This is a genomic window from Arcobacter arenosus (assembly GCF_005771535.1).
GTDB lineage: Bacteria > Campylobacterota > Campylobacteria > Campylobacterales > Arcobacteraceae > Halarcobacter > Halarcobacter arenosus.
On record NZ_VANU01000005.1, the window covers coordinates 54213 to 74171 of the forward strand.

22 protein-coding genes are annotated in these 19959 nt (G+C 29.9%); 1 reads left to right on the forward strand and 21 read right to left on the reverse strand.

What is annotated here, in order from left to right; all coding sequences use genetic code 11:
- On the reverse strand, positions 1-2581 hold a 2581-nt coding region (locus FDK22_RS11370; protein WP_138153371.1), incomplete at its 3' end, for a VCBS domain-containing protein.
- 113 nt (positions 2582-2694) lie between these two features.
- Here FDK22_RS11370 and FDK22_RS11375 point away from each other — a divergent pair.
- Positions 2695-3387 (forward strand): response regulator transcription factor, encoded by a 693-nt coding sequence (locus FDK22_RS11375; protein ID WP_138153098.1) that lies wholly within the window; start codon positions 2695-2697, stop codon positions 3385-3387.
- Positions 3388-3392: 5 nt separating this feature from the next.
- On the opposite strand, the gene FDK22_RS11380 is transcribed toward FDK22_RS11375, so the two are convergent.
- From FDK22_RS11380 to FDK22_RS11475, 20 genes are all read right to left on the reverse strand, one after another.
- The gene (locus FDK22_RS11380) at positions 3393-4088 is read right to left on the reverse strand and encodes a 5'-methylthioadenosine/adenosylhomocysteine nucleosidase (RefSeq protein WP_138153099.1); all 696 of its coding nucleotides are present in this window, start codon (positions 4086-4088) and stop codon (positions 3393-3395) included.
- Positions 4081-5013, reverse strand: a complete 933-nt coding sequence (gene fabD / locus FDK22_RS11385) for an ACP S-malonyltransferase (RefSeq protein WP_138153100.1) — start codon at positions 5011-5013, stop codon at positions 4081-4083. Before fabD ends, FDK22_RS11380 begins: the two co-directional genes overlap by 8 nt.
- 148 nt (positions 5014-5161) lie before the next feature.
- Positions 5162-5740 carry an FKBP-type peptidyl-prolyl cis-trans isomerase gene (locus tag FDK22_RS11390; RefSeq protein WP_138153101.1) on the reverse strand — a complete coding sequence of 193 codons (579 nt, stop codon included), beginning with the start codon at positions 5738-5740 and terminating at the stop codon, positions 5162-5164.
- Positions 5741-5755: 15 nt separating this feature from the next.
- A complete protein-coding gene (locus FDK22_RS11395) occupies positions 5756-6703 on the reverse strand; it encodes a tetratricopeptide repeat protein (protein ID WP_138153102.1) in 948 nt (315 codons plus the stop codon).
- Between the two features lie 3 nt (positions 6704-6706).
- The gene (locus FDK22_RS11400) at positions 6707-7255 is read right to left on the reverse strand and encodes an OmpA family protein (RefSeq protein WP_138153103.1); all 549 of its coding nucleotides are present in this window, start codon (positions 7253-7255) and stop codon (positions 6707-6709) included.
- 131 nt (positions 7256-7386) lie between these two features.
- A complete protein-coding gene (gene tolB / locus FDK22_RS11405) occupies positions 7387-8661 on the reverse strand; it encodes a Tol-Pal system protein TolB (RefSeq protein WP_138153104.1) in 1275 nt (424 codons plus the stop codon).
- A 4-nt stretch (positions 8662-8665) separates the two neighbouring features.
- Positions 8666-9400 (reverse strand): TonB C-terminal domain-containing protein, encoded by a 735-nt coding sequence (locus FDK22_RS11410; RefSeq protein WP_138153105.1) that lies wholly within the window; start codon positions 9398-9400, stop codon positions 8666-8668.
- Positions 9401-9402: 2 nt separating this feature from the next.
- Positions 9403-9792, reverse strand: a complete 390-nt coding sequence (locus FDK22_RS11415; protein WP_138153106.1) for a biopolymer transporter ExbD — start codon at positions 9790-9792, stop codon at positions 9403-9405.
- A gap of 3 nt (positions 9793-9795) precedes the next feature.
- Positions 9796-10356 (reverse strand): MotA/TolQ/ExbB proton channel family protein, encoded by a 561-nt coding sequence (locus FDK22_RS11420; protein WP_138153107.1) that lies wholly within the window; start codon positions 10354-10356, stop codon positions 9796-9798.
- A gap of 7 nt (positions 10357-10363) precedes the next feature.
- Positions 10364-10741 (reverse strand): ATP synthase F1 subunit epsilon, encoded by a 378-nt coding sequence (atpC, locus tag FDK22_RS11425; RefSeq protein WP_138153108.1) that lies wholly within the window; start codon positions 10739-10741, stop codon positions 10364-10366.
- Positions 10742-10755: 14 nt separating this feature from the next.
- Positions 10756-12150 (reverse strand): F0F1 ATP synthase subunit beta, encoded by a 1395-nt coding sequence (gene atpD, locus FDK22_RS11430; RefSeq protein ID WP_138153109.1) that lies wholly within the window; start codon positions 12148-12150, stop codon positions 10756-10758.
- Between the two features lie 18 nt (positions 12151-12168).
- Entirely contained in the window at positions 12169-13056 is an 888-nt protein-coding gene (gene atpG / locus FDK22_RS11435) for an ATP synthase F1 subunit gamma (RefSeq protein WP_138153110.1), read from the reverse strand.
- 9 nt (positions 13057-13065) lie between these two features.
- Positions 13066-14583: a F0F1 ATP synthase subunit alpha gene (gene atpA, locus FDK22_RS11440; protein ID WP_138153111.1), complete on the reverse strand. Its 1518-nt coding sequence runs from the start codon at positions 14581-14583 to the stop codon at positions 13066-13068.
- 21 nt (positions 14584-14604) lie between these two features.
- Positions 14605-15135, reverse strand: coding sequence for a F0F1 ATP synthase subunit delta (locus FDK22_RS11445; RefSeq protein ID WP_138153112.1), 531 nt, complete (start codon positions 15133-15135; stop codon positions 14605-14607).
- Positions 15135-15653 carry a F0F1 ATP synthase subunit B gene (locus FDK22_RS11450; protein WP_138153113.1) on the reverse strand — a complete coding sequence of 173 codons (519 nt, stop codon included), beginning with the start codon at positions 15651-15653 and terminating at the stop codon, positions 15135-15137. The genes FDK22_RS11445 and FDK22_RS11450 overlap by 1 nt, the downstream gene beginning before the upstream one ends.
- Positions 15654-15667: 14 nt before the next feature.
- Positions 15668-16090 carry a F0F1 ATP synthase subunit B family protein gene (locus FDK22_RS11455; RefSeq protein WP_138153114.1) on the reverse strand — a complete coding sequence of 141 codons (423 nt, stop codon included), beginning with the start codon at positions 16088-16090 and terminating at the stop codon, positions 15668-15670.
- Between the two features lie 104 nt (positions 16091-16194).
- A complete protein-coding gene (locus FDK22_RS11460) occupies positions 16195-17070 on the reverse strand; it encodes a ParB/RepB/Spo0J family partition protein (RefSeq protein ID WP_138153115.1) in 876 nt (291 codons plus the stop codon).
- A gap of 20 nt (positions 17071-17090) precedes the next feature.
- Positions 17091-17867, reverse strand: coding sequence for a ParA family protein (locus FDK22_RS11465; protein WP_138153116.1), 777 nt, complete (start codon positions 17865-17867; stop codon positions 17091-17093).
- The gene (locus FDK22_RS11470; RefSeq protein ID WP_138153117.1) at positions 17864-18499 is read right to left on the reverse strand and encodes a biotin--[acetyl-CoA-carboxylase] ligase; all 636 of its coding nucleotides are present in this window, start codon (positions 18497-18499) and stop codon (positions 17864-17866) included. The genes FDK22_RS11465 and FDK22_RS11470 overlap by 4 nt, the downstream gene beginning before the upstream one ends.
- A 57-nt stretch (positions 18500-18556) precedes the next feature.
- Positions 18557-19921 carry a GAF domain-containing sensor histidine kinase gene (locus tag FDK22_RS11475; RefSeq protein WP_138153118.1) on the reverse strand — a complete coding sequence of 455 codons (1365 nt, stop codon included), beginning with the start codon at positions 19919-19921 and terminating at the stop codon, positions 18557-18559.
- Positions 19922-19959 lie beyond the last annotated feature (38 nt).

Consider the following 19959-nt stretch of genomic DNA (forward strand, 5'->3'; position numbering starts at 1 on the left):
CTCTTAGTTGGAATACTCCATTTGTATCTCCTGTTACATCTGTCCCATTTATTGTAAATGTTGATTTCCCATCATCTAATGACACTGTTAAGCTTACATCATCTACATCTTCTACACCTAATAAGTTATATACTTCTTCTAAAGATATTATTTTATAGTAGTTAGGAATTCCTGATGAATTATCTGCAAAATCACTCTCACTTAAGGCACTCATTATTGGCTCTTCTACTGTGATTACTGGGATATCATTCTCTCCACTTACTGCTACACTTACTGTCTTAGCTTCACTAAAGTCTGTCCCATCATATGCTTTTACATCGAATGTGATATTCATTGTTTGATTCTCATCTAAGCTATCTATCTCTTCACTATAGATTACTAAATCATTCTCATTAGCTCCTTGGTTTGCCCAATTACTATTATATACTCCATCTCTTAGTTGGAATACTCCATTTGTATCTCCTGTTACATCTGTCCCATTTATTGTAAATGTTGATTTCCCATCATCTAATGACACTGTTAAGCTTACATCATCTACATCTTCTACACCTAATAAGTTATATACTTCTTCTAAAGATATTATTTTATAGTAGTTAGGAATTCCTGATGAATTATCTGCAAAATCACTCTCACTTAAGGCACTCATTATTGGCTCTTCTACTGTGATTACTGGTGCTTCATTACCACCATTTACAATTAAAGATACAGTTGATACATCTACTAACATACCATCTGACGATTGATAATCAAAACTTATCTCTAGTTTTTCATTTGGTGTTAATAGATTAAAATATGGGCTATTTAAAGTATATGTACCATCACTTTGCATATCTATTATTAAAGCATTATTTGTTTGTAAAAGATTCACATATTTTTCACTTACAATACCTTCAATTGTAAACTCTCCTGTTGTCAAATCGATATTAACTTGAGTCAAATTATTTAAATATGTTATTGCATCAGTTATTGATGTTGTAGGTTCTAAAAGAAATGCTTCAATTTCTTGTAACTTTTGACTATCATCAATTACTGCTGATACTAATGGATTACTTACAAATTCAAAGAAATAAGTTTTTAAAACCTGTGTAAACTCTGGGCTAGGATTATTTAGAGCAGATACAATTACAGTATTTGTTGTACTTAGTGAAATATTCAAATTTCCAGCATATGAGTATTCTATATCATCACCATTTATATCAGTTGCATTTCCTGCTACACTTCCTGTATAGTTGTAATCTACAATTTCTGTTCCACCAATTGTTACATCATTTAAATCATTTTCTTCTATTATATTAACTTCTTCTGTTGTATTTGGTGCATCATTTGAAGTAAATTTATTTTCTAAATCTTCTGCTTGTATTCTTTGAATTTCAGCCATTGTTGCAAATGGGTCTTGTGCATCAACAGCTTGTTCAACTTGTAAATTAATATTTGCAATATTTGATGAAATATCTTCAAAGTCTAAACTTGGATTATTATTTGTAATTTCTCTTAAAAATTTTTCAATATCAGCAGGATTAGATAAATCAAAATTAGGATTATCTTGGAGAATTTGTGCAAATGAATCAAAGGCTATTAATGAAGCATCTAATTCATCCTGCCCTTCTACATTACTCAATAAAGCTGCACTTAAATTTACTAAGTTTGCAATTTGTACAGCAATAGCTTGAACTTGTGGATTTTGTTCTTGAATTGGGTCATAGTTTAATAAATCAATATTTGTAACTAAACCAAAAGTATTAGCAATTAAACTCTCTGCTTCATTTTCAGTTAATCCATCTTTTACAAGCTCATGCATTAACGTACTTAAAGGAGAAACAGTTGTAGAACCATTAGGAGCAGTATAAAATCCTTCAAATGGTAATCCAGTAGAGATATCTGTTCCACCAAAAGCTACAATTGGTCCTGCTTCCAATTCTGTTTGTGTTAATCCACTAAAACTAAAGTCTCCATTTGCATCTGTTGTAGTAGATTTTTCACCAGCATCTAAAATACCATTATTGTTTGCATCAATAAAAACTGTTGAACCAGAAATATATCCATCAATTAGTTTTCCTGAATAAAATACATTTGTTTCATTATTATTTTGATTTAAATTTTCAATTAAAGGAAAAAATCCATTTTGTGTAAACTCATTGTTAGTATCTAATCTTCCTGCAAGAGCAGGAGTATTCTCAAATGTTAATTCATTATTTTGAGCTGGATTTTGAGTACCATCACCTTGAGTAAGAACTTCACCTCCAGCAGCAGAAGCTTCCATAGCGCTTGCTAAATCTGATATACTATAAGTTTTTTCTGTATCAGTTTCGATTAATTTAATTAAATCTGTGCCATCATTTGAATTAAGAATTTCTACCATCCCTTTTAAAACTATTTTAAAAGTTTGGGCATTATCATTAAATGTTAAAGTTAAGTCTTTACCATCATTAGTAAGTTCTGACATATAAGAAATATTAGAAGACAACTCTATAGTTATTGTCTTGCCTTTTTGGAAATCTCTTAAAATCAATTCTTTTATCTCATTACTTGACATAAGATTGTCTAAATTTATATTTTGTTCATATTTTTCTATTGATAACATTGAGTATCCTTCATAATTTTATAAATAATATAATAACAAAAAAGTAGTCACTTTATAGTTACATAAAGAAAATTCTAAAGATTATTTGTAACTAATTATGTTATGATAAGATTATGAATGTATCATTAAACAAAATCCTTAAACAAAGCAATGTCTTATATCTTTCTAGTAATGACAAACTATGTAAACAGACAGTAAATATTTTAAAACTTTTTTTTAAAAAAATAATTTTTAGAGATAATATTGAAAAGGCTATTTTAGCTTTTGATAGTATATTTATACATTTAATAATAACAGAGATAGATTTATATGAATCAAATGGAATTGAATTTATCAAAAAAATCAGAACTATAAATAACAAAATTCCTATTATTGTAATTACAGAAAACAAAAATATAGATGTTTTATTAGAAGTTGTAAAATTAAACTTAACTGATTATATTATCAAGCCAACAGATGTAAATAAATTAATCACAAGTTTAAATATTAGTGCAAAAAAAATATACAACAATGGAGACATTATAAATATAATAAATGACAATCTTACATATAATTATTTAGAAAAATCTCTTTCTTTGAATGAATCTATAATAAACTTGACAAAAAAAGAATCAAAACTATTTGAACTTTTACTGTTAAATAAAAATAAAATTGTAAAAATAGAAGATATAAAAAAACATATATGGATAGATAAAGAAGTTTCTGATTCTGCATTAAAAACTATGTTTAGTAGATTAACAAATAAAATAGGAAAAGATGTTATAACCAACTCTTTTGGAGTTGGTTATGGGATTTATGAAAAGTGATTAACTTAATTTTGTAGTTTTTTTACAATCTTTATCATATAATCAGCTGAATTTTTAGCAGATGATTTTAAGAATTCGTCAAAATCAAATCCTGCATCCATATCAGCAGTATCAGAAATAGCTCTTAAAATTAAGAATGGAACATTTAAAGCATCACAAATAACTGCAACACTAGCACCTTCCATCTCAAGAGCATCTGCATTAAAAGTAGATTCAATAAATTCTTTTCTCTCAACAGAATGTACAAATTGATCTCCTGTTGCAATAGTTCCTTCTAATACAGATATATTATTTTCTTCTGCAACTTCAAAAGCCACATCTCTTAATTCTTTTGAAGTTTCAACAAATACCTTTCCCCCAGGAACAAAACCATTTGGATGACCAAAAGCAGTAATATCTAAATCATGTTGGCAAAGCTTATCAGCAATAATTAAATCTCCAATTTTAAGTTTTGGATTTATTCCCCCTGCAACACCTGAAAAAAGTAAAGTATCACAACCAAACTTTTCAATCATAGTAGTTGCTGTTAAACTTGCAAAAACTTTTCCAATTTTTGAATATGCAATTACAATATCAAGACCATTTAAATTTACTTCATAATATTTGTTGTCTGCAAATTCTGTTACTTTTACATTTTCAAAATACTCTAAAAGAGGTTCTATTTCCTCTTCCATAGCCCCCATTATCGCTAATTTAGTCATTTAATTCACCTAATACTTTTTCTAAGCTTTCCATATCTGAAACATTTACTGTTGGCGTTGCTTTACAAATTTTTCTATTTAGACCTTTTAAAACAATTCCATTTCCAAATTCAATCATCATATCTACACTTGATGCATTTGCACTAACTGATTGTTTATATTTAACAGGAGATACTAATTGTTCTGAAAGTAATTCAATAGCTTCATCTTTTGTAGAATAAGCTTCTGCAGTTACATTTGAAATAACTGGTGAAAATTCATCTTTTAAATACTCTTCTAAATATGGTTTTAAATTTTCAACTGCTGATGTTAAAAGTTCACAATGCGATGCAACACTCATATCAAGTACAATTGCTCTTTTTGCTCCTGCTTCTTTAAATGTATCAACTAAGCTTTCTAGGTCAGCTTTAATACCTGCTAAAACTAATTGTCCATCCATATTATAATTTGCTGGCCAAACTTGTTTTCCAAGTTCTTGTTGCTCTTTACAAATATCTTCAACAATTTTATCTCCAAGTCCAACTAGTGCCATCATACCTGCACCTCCACCTGAACAAGCTTCATTCATAAAAAGTCCTCTTCTATGAACTAATTCAACTGCATCTAAATAATCTAATGCTCCAACAGCAACTAATGCTGAAAATTCTCCAAGAGAATGTCCTAATACAAATTCTGGAACAACATCACATTTTTCTTTAAAAATCGCATTTGCAATTGAACTTACAAGCAAAATTGCAGGTTGTGTATATTCTGTTTGTCCTAATTTATCATTTTCTTCAAAAAGAAGTTCTTCAAAGTTTATATTTAATCTTTTGCTAGCTTTACTAATCATCTCTTTAGCGATATCGCTATTTTCAAAAAAATCTTTTCCCATTCCTACAGATTGACTTCCCTGACCTGGGAAAATAAAAGCTACTTTTTTCATCTCTTTTACCTTTTAAATTTAAAATTGAGCAGTATTATACTGAAAGTTTTTATTCATATAAATAAAAAAGCCCAAGAGTGACGAACTCTTGGGCTTTATCTTTAGTTTTAACTTACTTTTAAAACTATATATTTTCGCAAACTGCGAACTAATGGCTACAACCACATCCACCGTGTGATTGTTGTGGTTGAGGCTCAGATGAACAACATCCTCCACCTTCACCATGATCATGTCCGCCACCACCGCAGCATCCACCACCCATAGCAGCCATTCCACCAACTACACCAGTTTGGATCTCTTCTTCAGTTGCATCTCTTAAAGATAATACAGTAACTGAGAACATTAAAGTTTTACCAGCCATTGGGTGATTATAATCAATTGTTACATCAGAATCAGTAAAAGATTTAACAGTTACTTGAACTGTTTCACCTTGCTCACCAGTTCCATATAAAGTCATACCTTCAGTTAATTCAATTCCTGCAAATTGCTCTTTTGGAAGAGTTTGCATTGCTTCTTCATTGTACTCACCATAAGCTTCAGCTGGTTGAACCATAACATCAGCTTGCTCATTTTCAGCCATTTCAACTAGTTTAGACTCTAAACCAGGAATAATTTGACCTCTACCAGAAATAAACTCTAAAGGAGCTCCACCAACATTTGAGTCTAGTTGCTCACCAGAGTTTGCATCTTTTAAACTATATTCAATACCAATTACTTTTGACATCATTTTCCTTTATAAATTTTATTTTAATTTTCTTAATTTTTTTTCAGCTTCTTTTGCCTCTTTTGAATTTGGATAAATATCAATTACAGAGGTATAAAAATTAACTGCATTTCCTAAATCATTTGTTTCTTCAAAGGCAATTGCACTGTGAAGAAGTAATTCAGGCATATAATCAGCTTTGTCATACAACATTGCTGAAGTTTTAAAATACCTAATGGCATCATCATATTTTTCACGGTAATACCACATATTACCAAGATAAAAATTACTTGCCGCAGGCTTATAGTCTCTCTCAATTAATTCCTCAAACATAGGAATTGCTTTTGTAAACCAATCCTTTTTAAATAGTCTATATGCTTCATTGAACATATCTTCACTACTTAAATCGGATGATACCTTTTTTGTTTTAGGTTTTGCTGTAGATTTATTACTAGTTTTTACACCTAAAGATTTTTTTAAAGCTTCAAATTCTTCCCTAGTAATAAACTGACTCATATTTGATTTAAACTCTTTCTCTGAAATATAGCTTTTATTAATTTTGTTTATTGTGTCACTTAATTTTTTTACAGCAAGTTTCAAATTTGCAATATTTTTTGCAAACTCCTCTTGCATTAATAAAATTTGTTCAATATCTGCACGGTGTTTTTCAGTAAGTGTTGAATTCTCTTCAACTTTTTTGATAATCTCATTTATCTTTAAAACTGAAGTATTTAATTTTTGAGAATCACCTTCATAAATAGATTCTAATCCATCTATTCTTTCATTAATTGATTCTAAAGACAATTTAACATCTTTAACTTTTGAATCAACATTTTCTAAAGTTTTTCTTGTTTTAAGTAAATTTTTTTCAGTAGAGTTTAATCCATAAGGATTTTTTGAATTTAAATCTCCCGCACCAAAAGCTGAGACCTCTTCAGCCCCAGCGATGGCACCAAATAAAAAGAAAGTTAGTGCAAGTTTTTTCATAAATTACTTAACTAATTTGTGCTCAGATCTTCTGTTTTTTGACCAACACTCTTTATTTTTGTCAGTACATACAGGATTACTTTCACCAAAACTAACTACAGAAACAGCATTTGAAGCAATACCGTCCATAACTAAAGCATCTTTTACAACTTTTGCTCTTTTTAAACCTAATGCATAGTTATACTCGTCTGTTCCCCACTCATCGCAGTTACCTTCAACTTTAATTGTAGTTCCAGCTTGAACACCTGCTAATTTTGAAGCATTAGATTTTGCTACATCTTTCATTTCAGTTGTTAAGTTATATTTATCAAATCCAAAATAGATGTTTTCAATAAATACTTTTTCTCCATTAATCATATAATAATAACCGTTATCTGCTCTTTCTAACATTGCATCATTAATAACTTCATCTTGAATATTAGAGTTATCAATATTATTTAATGCTGATTCAGAGTTTTTTGGAGCTTCAGTTCCAACTTCAACCTCTTTTTGACTACATCCAGTAAATAATACTGCTGCAACTAAGAAAGTGTAAATGCTTAATTTCTTCATGGCGTTGTTTCCTTATATAAAATTTCAATTGATTTTACTAAATCTAAACTTAAGCGCGGTTTACAAGGGTTTTTGAGATTTTGTATATCTTGTAAAATTATTATACATTATCTTAAATACCCCTTTGTTTATTACCAATCTATAGACTGAATTTTTCCATTTTCAAGGGGGAATAAATATGATTTATCATGATTAAGTCTAATAATTCCAATAGAACTTCTATCCTTAACTGTTTTTAGGAAAATTATAGATTCACCATCTGGAGAAAATTTAGGAAATTGATTACTTCCACTTGCAGTTAACCTTTTTAGATAATCTGATTTTGTAGACATCAAATATAGATTAAAAGCGAAATCACCAAATTCATTCCCTTTATCTCTACTTGTATAAACTATATAATCTTTAAATGTTGTTGCAGACGAATTATTTTTTCCATGATAAACTAATCTTTCAACTCCCCTACTTCCCAGTTTTTTTGCAAAAATATTTGGGTAACTTAATCTATCAGAAACAAAAACTATTTTTGAATCGTTTTCAACAAATCTTGCTCCAACATCAATCCCTTTATAAGTAGTAAGTCTAATTTTAGATTTATTTCTTGTATCATAAAGATAAATATCTGGTTGATATTCTGGGCTTGCAGTAATTAATACCTTTTTCCCATCTTCACTTATATCAGAAGCTACTATCATCCCCTCACTTTTCATAATTACTTCTCTTTTTCTAGTATAAAGATTTGTTTTTACAAGTGTTGGGATACCTTTGTCATAAGTTGTGTAATAAAATTCTTCTTGTTTATTTTTATCTGCCCATTTAGGGAAAATATTCAGCCCACCTCGAATAACTGCTTTTTGAAAAGTTAAAGTATAATCTGCAATTATAATATCAGCTTTTCTTGCCTCTTTATATTGTGAAAATAAAACAAATTTATCCATCCACTCAATTGATGGAGCTTTAAGATGTTTATTAATAGCAATTGAGATTCGATGAGCTAAAAATGGATATCTATCTTCTAGTGATGTTGTAAAACTTCTATTAAATACTAGCTGTCTTGTATTTATATCAAATAGTTTAACCATAATAGATATACCACCAAAACCACTAACTTGAGTATTTATATTTAAAAATAAATCTGTACCTCTGTTTGAAAGAGTAAGAATATTCGGCATAGAGTTATAATCAACACTTTCATTTGATTTTAAAACATCAAAATGACCGCTTACTTCTAAATCTTTTTCAATCATTTTTTTAATCTTAGTTGTTAATGATTTCTTCATTGTATTAGGTGAAACACCAATCTCTACTTTTGGAAGATTTGTAGAGTTTTTTACAATATCAAGTTCTGCATCAGCTGCAAAAACAGAAATAGAAAATATTAAAACTGAAACAATTAATTTTTTTATCATTTATTTATCCTTCTGATTTAAAGTTTATAATAATATCAACTTTAGAGTTAATTTTGTGTGTAGGAAAGCTTTCATTTTTTTGACTTTCTAAAAACTCTTTTAATGATTGGTCAAATCTGTCATTACTAGAATATTTCATTACTCTATAATCAAATACTCCATCATTTGTAATCATTACAAGAACTTTTACTGTAAGTCCAGCTTCTAAAAGTGATGGATTCCATCTTTGCCATAAAATCTCTTTAATTTTTGAAAAATACTCATGCTCTTCACCATTTGATGTAGCAGATGTTTTTGGCATATTAGTTGTAGTTTTTGTATCATTTAAAAGTTTATTAACATTTAAATTATCAGTTTTCTTTTGTTTTTGAAACTTTGATTTAAATCTACTTGGGTCTAATGATTCTTTTACTGTACTAGTATTTTCTTTAACAACTTTTTTTGCAGTTGTTTTTACTTTTGCAAAAAGTGATTTTGCATCAACCCCTTTTTGTTCATTTGATCTTGATGTTGATTTTTTCACTACTTCTTTAGGTTCAGGTTTTTGAACACTTTTCTTTGCAACTTTTTTTTCAGTTGCCTTTGTTGAAATCAATTCTAATTCTAAAACAGTTGTTTTTGAAGAATCATATTTTTTTGGTTTTGGTGCATAAATATAAAGTAAAAAAGAAAAACAAATTGCTAAATAAACTGTAATTGATAAGAATCCAGATAGATAAAAAATACCTTTTTTTTCCATAATTACCCATCAGTTATTAATGCTACTTTGTAAAAACCAGCTTCTTTTACCGATTTTAATACAAACATAATATCATTATAAATTAAAGTTTTTTCTGCTCTTATATGAATTGGAATATTTCTATCTTGTTCCTTTGCAAATAAAACAAAGTTGTCAGGGAAACTATCAAGTTCATATTTCTTTTTATTTACAATTACCATTCTATCTTTTGTTATTAATATATTGATTTTTTTTACTGCTTGAATAGATTGTGTGGCACTTCCTTGAGGAAGATTAATAGGTTCTTCAAACTCAATAACTGGTGCTGTTACCATAAGTATAGCAAGCAATACCAACATAATATCAACTAAAGGAGTAATATTTAAATCAGGTTTTTGGTTGTAATCAAACACGATTTACCCTTTAGCTATTAAAATTTCTGATTGTGCCTTTATATAAGTATTTAACTCATAAACTTTTCTTGTAAGTATTTGATGAAAAGTATAAGCAAATATAGCTACAAAAATACCAGCTGCAGTTGCTACTAAAGCTTCACTAATTGCTGGAGCGATAACAGAAAAACCAACCTTACTTTCATTTGAAAATTTTGCAAATGACTCAAGAATACCAACTACTGTACCAAATAAACCAACAAAAGGTGCAGTTGAAGCAATAATTGACAACCATGTTATACCAACACTTGCATCTTTTATAATATTAATTTCACAAGCATTTAATATCTCTTTTGTATGAACACTATTTGAACATTTGTGTAATGCAGACATGGGAGATAAAGTAGAACTTCTAGAAGTTAAGTCATCAAGAGATTTTTTTTCATTGAAAATAGAAGATTTAATAGATAAAAATCTATAAATAAAAATCCAAAAACATAAAACGAAGTAGAATGAGAGTGTCAATAACACTAAAAGTGTTATTGCACTACCATTACCTAAATAATCTAAAGCTGTATCAATCATTCTTTTCTTACGCGAAAGAGTTGATTTTAGCTTCAACTGCTGCTAATGATACGTTTGCATCTTTAACAGAGTTAACTAAGTCTTTTGCAGCCTCAATATTTTTAGCGATTTCTGAATCTTTTCCAGCTGTTAGAGCAACTGCTCCATCAACTAAACAATCAACAGATGATTCACTAACTTTTACATGTCCCCAATTAATAGCGACAGCTTCAGTTGAGTCTGCTTTTTCTATAATAATTACGCCAACTGTTAGAGAAGAAACTAAAGAAGCGTGTCCTGGTAGAACACCGAACTCTCCCTCTTTTCCAGGAAGAGTTACACTCTTTACTTCATCACTAAAAATTTGACCATTTGGTGCAACTATCGATAATTTTAATGTATCCATAAAGCCGCCTTTAATTATTTCATTCCTTCAGCTTTTGCTAAAACCTCGTCAATTCCACCTACCATATAGAATGCCATTTCTGGAATATCATCGTATTTACCATCTAAGATACCTTTGAATCCTGCAATTGTATCTTTAAGCTCAACATATTTACCAGGAGATCCTGTAAATACTTCAGCAACGAAGAATGGTTGAGAAAGGAATCTTTCAATTTTTCTAGCTCTTGCAACAACAAGTTTATCTTCTTCAGATAACTCATCCATACCAAGAATTGCAATAATATCTTGTAAATCTTTGTATTTTTGAAGAACTGATTGAACACCTCTTGCTACATCATAGTGCTCTTGACCTAAGATATCTGCTGCAAGAATTCTTGAAGTAGAATCTAGTGGATCAACTGCAGGGTAAATACCTTTTTCTGCAATTTTTCTGTTAAGTACTGTTGTTGCATCTAAGTGTGCGAATACTGAAGCAGGAGCTGGGTCAGTTAAGTCATCCGCAGGTACATATACTGCTTGAACAGAAGTAATAGAACCTTTGTTTGTAGATGTAATTCTTTCTTGTAATTTACCCATTTCTGAAGCAAGTGTTGGTTGGTAACCAACTGCTGAAGGGATTCTTCCAAGAAGTGCAGACATCTCAGAACCAGATTGTGCAAATCTAAAGATGTTATCAACGAACATAAGTACATCAAGACCTTTTTCATCTCTAAAGTACTCAGCCATTGTAAGACCAGTTAATGCAATTCTGTTTCTTGCACCTGGAGGCTCAGACATTTGACCATAACATAATGCAACTTTGTCAAGTACGTTAGAGTCTTTCATTTCATGATAAAGGTCATTACCTTCTCTTGTTCTTTCACCAACACCAGCAAATACTGAGTAACCAGAGTGTTTAAATGCAACGTTATGGATTAACTCCATAATAATAACCGTTTTACCAACTCCAGCACCACCGAATAGTCCAACTTTACCACCTTTTGAATATGGAGCAAGTAAGTCAACTACTTTAATACCAGTTTCAAACATTTCTGTTTTTGTAGATTGCTCTTCGAAAGTAGGAGCAGCTCTGTGGATTGACCATTTTGTTGTATCTTCAGGAATTGCTTCACCTTCATCAACTGGTTCACCAATTACGTTAAAGATTCTTCCAAGTACAGCTTCACCAACTGGAACTTGAATAGGTCCACCTAGAGAAATACACTCTTGACCTCTTTGTAAACCTTCAGTCATATCCATAGCAATAGTTCTAACTCTGCTATCACCAATGTGTGCAGCAACTTCAAGTACTAATCTGTCTGCGTTTGCATCAGTTAATGTAACTTCGATTGCTTCATTAATTTCTGGTAAGTATCCGTCGAACTCTACGTCAACAACAGGACCCATTACCTGAATAATTTTACCTTTCATACGGGCAGCTCCTTTAAATTATTTTAATGCTTCAACACCACTGATAATTTCAATCAGCTCTGTTGTAATTGCAGCTTGTCTAGCTTTATTATATTCAACTGTTAATGAATCAACTCTCTCTTTTGCATTTGTTGTTGCAGCGTCCATTGCTTGCATTCTAGCACTATGCTCTGCAGCTAATGAATCAATTAAAGAGTAATACATATTAAAATCAATGTATTTAGCAGTTAATTCTTCTAACACTTCTTCATCATCATCTGGTTCAATTTCTAACATTGAAGATTCATTTTCAGAAACTTCAACATCTTCTAAACTGATTGGTAATAAATCTCTTACTCTAATCTCTTGAGTAAGCATATTTAAGAATCCATTATAAACCAGTACAACTTTATCTGTCTCACCGTTTTGGAAGTCTTTAACAACCTCACCAATAAACTCTGCAGCTCTATCATAATCTGGAGCAGAAGATAAGTCAGATACTTTTTGTGTTAATTGAACACCTTGGAATGAAAAGTAGTCAACACCTTTTCTTCCTGCTACTCTATATCTAACTTTTGTACCTTTTGCTTCATACTCAGCTGCTAATTTACTAACTGTTTTGATTGTTGCCATGTTAAAACCACCACAAAGACCTTTGTCAGCAGTTACAAAAACTAAATCAACAGTTTTTGGGTTTTCAACTGGTACAAATGCTTTACTATCATTTCCACCATCTTGAACTTTGCTAACTCTGTTTGCAATCTCAGAAAGAACTTCATTAATCTTCTTTGCATAACTTCTAGCTTGTTCAGACAATTGTCTAGTTCTAGTAAGTTTTGCAGAAGATACAAGCTTCATAGCTTTTGTAGTCTTCTGAGTGTTTTTAACACTTCCAATTTTTAATTTAATCTCTTTTAAGTTAGCCATAGACTATCCTTATTTTGCGCTGAAAACAGTTTTGAACTCTTCTAATGCAGCTTTTAATGCTGTTTCAGTATCTTCTTCAAGTTTTTTTGCTGTTTTAATTGAATCTAAAATATTTGCATATTTTTGCTCAATAAATGCATGTAATTCTTCTTCAAATCTTACAACATCTTCAACAGCTACATCTTCTAAGTAACCTTTTGTACCAGCATAGATGATAACGATTTGTTTTTCAATTACTAATGGCTTATTAACACCTTGTTTTAATACTTCAACCATTCTTTGACCAAGTTCTAACTCTTTTCTTGTACTTTCGTCAAGGTCAGATGCAAACTGTGCGAATGCTTCAAGCTCTCTAAATTGTGCAAGAGATAATTTTAATGTACCAGCAACTTGTTTAGTAGCTTTGATTTGTGCAGCACCACCAACTCTTGATACTGATAAACCTACGTTAATAGCTGGTCTAATACCAGAGTTAAATAGGTTAGTTTCAAGGAAAATTTGTCCATCTGTAATAGAAATTACGTTTGTTGGAATATATGCAGCAACGTCACCAGCTTGTGTTTCAATGATTGGTAATGCAGTCATAGAACCAGCACCTCTTTCATCTGAAAGTTTAGCAGCTCTTTCTAATAATCTTGAGTGTAGATAGAATACATCCCCTGGGAACGCCTCTCTACCTGGAGGTCTTCTTAATAATAAAGACATTTCTCTATATGCAACTGCGTGTTTTGATAAATCATCATAAACGATAAGTGCGTGTTTACCATTATCTCTAAAGTACTCACCAATTGTAACACCAGTATATGGAGCTAAGAATTGTAAAGCTGAAGATTCAGAAGCACCTGCATTAACAACAATTGTATAATCCATAGCACCTGATTCTTCTAATGTTCTAACAACAGAAGCAACAGAAGAAGCTTTTTGTCCAATTGCAACATAAATACAAATTACATCTTCACCTTTTTGGTTAAGAATTGTATCAATAGCAACTGTAGTTTTACCAGTTTGTCTATCTCCAATAATAAGCTCTCTTTGTCCTCTTCCAATTGGAACAAGTGCATCAATTGCTTTAATACCAGTTTGTAATGGCTCATGTACAGATTTTCTTGCCATGATTCCAGGAGCTTTTTCTTCAACAAATCTTGATTCTGATGATTCAATTGCACCTTTACCATCAATAGGATCACCAAGAGCATTTACAACTCTTCCAACCATACCTTCACCAACTGGAGTCTCTAATAATTTACCTAATCTCTTACAAGAAGAACCTTCTCTTAACCCTTCTCCTGATCCAAGTACAACAACACCAACTGAAGACTCTTCTAAGTTTGAAGCAAGACCTCTCTCACCATTTTCAAACTCTACAATTTCTCCAGCCATAACGTTCTTAAGACCGTATACTTGTGCAATACCATCTGCAAAAGAGATGATTTTTCCCGTTTCGTTAACATCTACATTTAATTCAAAGTTATCAATTCTTTCTTTGATGATTGAACTGATTTCATCTGCTTGAATTTTTGCACCCATTCAATTTCTCCTTTATAAGTTCTAAACTGCTTTTAAAATATGATCAATCATTTGTGACTTAAGTCTCTCTTTTGAGAATGAAATCTCAACACCAAGAGAATCTATATCTACCTTGATACCATCATAATCACAAACGTTTTGTGATAGTGATAAATTAACATTAAATTTTTTACTAAATTGTTCTTCTATTGAAGACATATATTTTGCATCTAATTCATTGTTAGTGTACACTACACCTGTATATGAGTTATTCATTATTGCTATTTTAGATTCTAAATCTTTAACAATTTCTGGGATAAGTTCAAGTCTTTTGTTAGCCCCTAGTAACTTAACAAAATTCTTTAAGTCATCTCCGCTATTTTCAATAAATGAAATAACTAATTCAACTTTTTCACTATTTCTAACTTCTGATGAAGCTATAATAGATACAAACTTCTCATCAGCAAAAGCTGAAGAAATAGCTTTTAAATCATTACAAATAGCAGTTGCAGACTCAACATCTCTACCATCTAATAATGCCTTAACATATCTTTTTGCTATTAAATCATTCATTACGCTACCTTCTTAAGAACAATATTTGCTAACTCATCTTGTGATAAAGAAACATTGTCTGAACTTAATAGCTCTTCAAGAATTTCAGAAACAATTTGTTTCTTAGCTTTAGAAGTTTCAACTTTAACTCTTTCGTCAAAGCTTTTGTTTAAGTTTGCGATTTCAGCATCAACTGCTTCAGCAACTTTTTTCTTAACAGAATCAATATCTGCTTTTGCAGTTTCTACAATTTCTGCTGCTAAAGCTTTTGATTCTTCAAGTTTTTTATTTGCATCTTCTACTTTATCTTTTGAAGCTTTTAAAGTATCTTGTACTTTATCAAGCTCTGCTTGAATTGAAGCAGTTCTATCTGCAAAGAATGCTTTGATTTTATCAGCAAGCAAGTACCATAAAATTCCAGCAAAAATTATAAAGTTAACGGTTCTTTGAACTATATCATAGTTTGTTTCCGCACCTTCACTACTAGCGAACATTGCTACAGGAGCTAGCGCTAATCCAAGTAATAATAATTTTTTCAACCCTAACCTCCTAATTAAATTGAGCTAATCTTAGCTTTTAAGCTCTCATTAAATTGAGGCATTGCAGCTACTAATGATTCTTTTAAAGCTTTTTTCTCTGCTTCTAAATCTTTTATAAAGTTTGCAGATTTAGCTTCTAGATCCTCTTTAGCACTTGCAAGCTTTGCATCAGCAACCTCTTTCGCTTCGTTGTATGCTTGTTCTCTAATTGCAGCTGCTTCTTTTTTAGCTTCAGCAATTACATGATTTGCTTCTTCTAACATCCCATCTACATCAGCAGAGTTTGATTGAGCATTTGCCAAGTCTTTTTTAATCGACTCTGCTCTATCATCCATATGCTTTAATAGAGGTGTAAATAGACAGCTGTTTAGTCTAGCAACAACTAAAAGAAAGATTACTGCCGTACCTAGCAATAATACAGGACTTATGTCTAACATTCATTCCTCCATATTTTTTACAGTTTAGTTTGACTAAAACTGCCTAAATTTTATCCAAAAGTACTATAAACTTATATTAAAATGAGTAAATTAAGAAAAGAATTTTAAAAAGTGTTACCAAAGTAATTAGAAATCTTCTCAATATCTTCTTGAGACTTGATTTCTATCTTAAAATAGTTTTTTTCAGCCTTAACTTTTAAGTTAGATTTTTTAAGATTTTCAATGGCTGATTCAAGTGGTTTAAAATCAAAGTTTTTGATTTTTGTTTTAGCCTTTTTATCAGAAGAATCATCTTTTGATGATTTTAATTTTTTAACTAAAGTTTCTGTTTCCCTAACTGACAACTTTTGTCCAATGATTGAGTCAGCAACTATTCTTTGTTGCTCATCATCTAGGCCTAGCATAACTTTTCCATGTCCTGCACTAATTTTGTTATTTGCTAACAATTGTTGTACATATGAACTTAATTGTAAAAGCCTAAGCGTGTTTGTAATTGATGTTCTAGATTTAAAAACTTTTTTAGAAAGTTCTTCATGAGTTATTGAGTGTTCATTAATTAATTGTGCATAAGAATAAGCTAATTCAATAATATTTAAATCATCTCTTTGAATATTTTCAATTAAAGCTAATTCCCTTAATTTAAACTCTTCAATATCAATAATAATTGCTTTGATTGTATCAAGATTAGCTAACTTATGTGCCTTTAATCTTCTTTCACCTGCAATTAAAATGTAACCATCTATTTTGTCTTTAATTACAGTAATAGGCTGTAGTAAACCATGAGATGAGATTGAATCAGAAAGCTCTTTTAACTTTTCTTCATCAAAAATCTTTCTTGGTTGATTAGGGTTTGGTTTGATTTCATTAATATCTAATTCAACAATCTTATTATTGTTATTAGTTTTATCATAATTATTTGAGTTGTTGTAAGCTGTTTCAACTTCACCTAAAAGTTCCCCAAGTCCTCTACCTAATGCCATAGTTTATCCTAATTTTAAAATTAACCTGCAATTGCTCTTGCTAAATTTGTATAAGCTTTTGTACCAACTGCCATTGAATCATATAACATAATTGGTTTTCCAAAACTTGGAGATTCTGCAAGTTTAATATTTCTTGGAATAACAACATATGATGATTCATCAACTTTAAATAATTTACTTTCAAAATGCTGTGCTAAATCAGCAAACACTTGTTTAGATAAATTGTTTTGAGAAGAATACATAGTTGGTAAGAAACCTCTAATTTGTAATCCTCTATTGATAGTTTGTTTTACTAATTTAATTGTATTTAATAGTTGTGCTAAACCCTCTAAAGCAAAAAACTCACATTGAATTGGAATCAATACTGAGTTTGACGCACTTAATGTATTTATAGTAATAGGTCCAAGTGCTGGAGGTGAATCAATTATAATATAATCAAAGTCTTTTCTAACTGGATCAATTTTTCTTTTTAAAACCAATTCTCTGTCTTGGTTTTGTTTATAAAACTCTTTTTCAATACCAACTAAGCCAATATTTGATGGTGCAACTTTTAAGTTTTCTATTTCACTGTCAAGAATGATTTCAGACAACTCTTTTGTCCCTAACATTACATGATAGATATTATACTCATAAGTATCTCTATGGAAACCCAAAGAGGTTGTTGCGTTTGCTTGTGGATCGGCATCAATAAGTAAAACTCTTTTCCCGTCTAAGGCTAATGCTGCACTTAAATTTACGGCAGTCGTAGTTTTTCCTACACCACCTTTTTGATTTGCAATTGCAATTACTTCTGTCATCTTAAACTAAAAACCCTTGTATTATTAATTTCAATAGAGCCATCTTCATTTAAAATAGCTTTTTTTAAAGAAATTTTATTGTTATTTATTGTAGCTGTGAAATTTTCGCTTTTTTTGAATTCTATCTTATATTCGCTAAAAATCTGCTTCCAAGATTGTTCAAATTCTAACTTTTTAAAATAGTTTTCTAAAGTTTCCTTTATATCAATATTTATATCAAGTTTTCCAAAATCAGAACTAACTTCAATTAGATTTAATCCTATTCCACAAAGTACTAAATCTTTTGTTGCAGTTGTGATAGTCCCACCAATTTTTTTATCATCAATATAAAAGTCATTTGGCCACTTCAACCATAAACTAGAGCCTAAAGAGCTTAATACTTTTTTTAGAATAAAAGAAAAATATATTGAAGCACTTTGAAGTTGTAAATCTTTTGGAAGATTTTTTTTCTCTAAAACAAAAGAAAAAAACAAATTTCCTTCTTTACCTTGCCAAGAGTTTCCCCTACTTCCTATACCATTTGTTTGTTTTTTTGCAGTTATACAAATTGGATAAGTAAAACCTTCCTCTTTGATTTTGTTTTTTAAATATGTATGAGTAGAGTCTACTTCTTCTAAAATAATAATTTCCATGAGTAATTTTAACTTACATATCTAAAAGAATAGATAAACTATTTATGAATATTTAACTTAAATAGTAATAGTAAAAAGTGCACCTTTATACTTTTTATTTTTGTAAATATATTCACTATTTGATACTTTAATCGTACCATGCATATTCTCTTCGATAATCTTTCTTGTCATATAAAGACCTATACCTGTTCCACCATCACTCTCTTTTGTTGTAAAGTTTTGTTCAAAAATTTTTGGTAATATATTTTCATCTATTCCCCAGGCATTATCTTTTATCTCAATAACAACTTTTTCATCAACTTTTTTAGAAGATATAAATATATATCTTTTTTTATCTTTTGAAATATTTCTTACTAAAGCATCGTTAGAATTTTGAATAATATTTAAAAAAGCTTGTTTCATCTCATTTTCATATCCATAAATTTTTAAAGAATCATCAAAATCTTTTACAACTTCAATATATTCACTTAATAATGAAGCCTCAACAATGGAAAGGCTTTGTTCAATATTTTTTCTTAAATTAAAAAAGTTTTTAGATTTATCTTTTTTATAAAAATCTCTAAAATCATCAATTGTTTGAGATAGATGTTTTGTAGTTTTAACAATATTGTCTAAACTATTTTTTGCATTTTTTTTATTGTAAATACCCATTTCAATATGAAGACTTAACCCACTTGCAATTGTACTAATAGCACTTAAAGGTTGCCTCCATTGATGGGCAATATTTCCAATCATTTCTCCTACAAATGCTAATTTACTTTGGTGATAAATAATTGCAGATTTTTTTTCACTTTCAATTACTTCTTTTTGAATTCTTTTTTCTAATAATTTATTAGCTACTTCAAGTTCTTCATTTAACATTTTTAATTTTTCAATATCATCTTGTGCTTTTGAAATTGATAATGCAATAAAAGAGCTAACCATTGAAATAACCTCTTTATCTTTATCAGTAAAAGGTACAAGCTTATCATTTTCAGATTTATTTAGAAGTTGTAAAACTCCTAACTTTTTATTTTCTATAGGATGAACAATAGGAGTGGTAATAATTGATTTTGTTCTATAATTAAATCGTTTATCAAACTCTTTAACACCCAAGAAATCGAACTCTTCAACTTCATACACATCATCAATGGCTATAGTTTTATCTAAAATAAATGATTTTACCGCTAAATATTTTTCTTGTTCACTTAATGAGAGTTTAACATCTTTTAAAGAATAAAATTGTCTATAGATATTTTCATATGACATTGCATCATTTTGAAAAACATTAAAAGATAAGAAATCGCCTTCTGTTATATATATACTTCCAGCTTCAGCATTTAACACAGATCTTGCATGTTTTAATATTTTTTGCAATAAAACATCAAAATCGTTTAGTTTAAAAAGATTGGGATCATATATATCAGAAATTTCTTCTTCCATTTTTTCACTTAAAATAATTTGTTTTCATTATAACAAGA

Excerpts from the sequence above, each read along its gene's own strand:
- FDK22_RS11375 (WP_138153098.1), top strand. The coding sequence starts at position 2,695 with ATGAATGTATCATTAAACAAAATCCTTAAACAAAGCAATGTCTTATAT.
- FDK22_RS11380 (WP_138153099.1), bottom strand. The coding sequence starts at position 4,088 with ATGACTAAATTAGCGATAATGGGGGCTATGGAAGAGGAAATAGAACCT.
- fabD (WP_138153100.1), bottom strand. The coding sequence starts at position 5,013 with ATGAAAAAAGTAGCTTTTATTTTCCCAGGTCAGGGAAGTCAATCTGTA.
- FDK22_RS11390 (WP_138153101.1), bottom strand. The coding sequence starts at position 5,740 with ATGATGTCAAAAGTAATTGGTATTGAATATAGTTTAAAAGATGCAAAC.
- FDK22_RS11395 (WP_138153102.1), bottom strand. The coding sequence starts at position 6,703 with ATGAAAAAACTTGCACTAACTTTCTTTTTATTTGGTGCCATCGCTGGG.
- FDK22_RS11400 (WP_138153103.1), bottom strand. The coding sequence starts at position 7,255 with ATGAAGAAATTAAGCATTTACACTTTCTTAGTTGCAGCAGTATTATTT.
- tolB (WP_138153104.1), bottom strand. The coding sequence starts at position 8,661 with ATGATAAAAAAATTAATTGTTTCAGTTTTAATATTTTCTATTTCTGTT.
- FDK22_RS11410 (WP_138153105.1), bottom strand. The coding sequence starts at position 9,400 with ATGGAAAAAAAAGGTATTTTTTATCTATCTGGATTCTTATCAATTACA.
- FDK22_RS11420 (WP_138153107.1), bottom strand. The coding sequence starts at position 10,356 with ATGATTGATACAGCTTTAGATTATTTAGGTAATGGTAGTGCAATAACA.
- atpC (WP_138153108.1), bottom strand. The coding sequence starts at position 10,741 with ATGGATACATTAAAATTATCGATAGTTGCACCAAATGGTCAAATTTTT.
- atpD (WP_138153109.1), bottom strand. The coding sequence starts at position 12,150 with ATGAAAGGTAAAATTATTCAGGTAATGGGTCCTGTTGTTGACGTAGAG.
- atpG (WP_138153110.1), bottom strand. The coding sequence starts at position 13,056 with ATGGCTAACTTAAAAGAGATTAAATTAAAAATTGGAAGTGTTAAAAAC.
- atpA (WP_138153111.1), bottom strand. The coding sequence starts at position 14,583 with ATGGGTGCAAAAATTCAAGCAGATGAAATCAGTTCAATCATCAAAGAA.
- FDK22_RS11445 (WP_138153112.1), bottom strand. The coding sequence starts at position 15,135 with ATGAATGATTTAATAGCAAAAAGATATGTTAAGGCATTATTAGATGGT.
- FDK22_RS11455 (WP_138153114.1), bottom strand. The coding sequence starts at position 16,090 with ATGTTAGACATAAGTCCTGTATTATTGCTAGGTACGGCAGTAATCTTT.
- FDK22_RS11460 (WP_138153115.1), bottom strand. The coding sequence starts at position 17,070 with ATGGCATTAGGTAGAGGACTTGGGGAACTTTTAGGTGAAGTTGAAACA.
- FDK22_RS11465 (WP_138153116.1), bottom strand. The coding sequence starts at position 17,867 with ATGACAGAAGTAATTGCAATTGCAAATCAAAAAGGTGGTGTAGGAAAA.
- FDK22_RS11470 (WP_138153117.1), bottom strand. The coding sequence starts at position 18,499 with ATGGAAATTATTATTTTAGAAGAAGTAGACTCTACTCATACATATTTA.
- FDK22_RS11475 (WP_138153118.1), bottom strand. The coding sequence starts at position 19,921 with ATGGAAGAAGAAATTTCTGATATATATGATCCCAATCTTTTTAAACTA.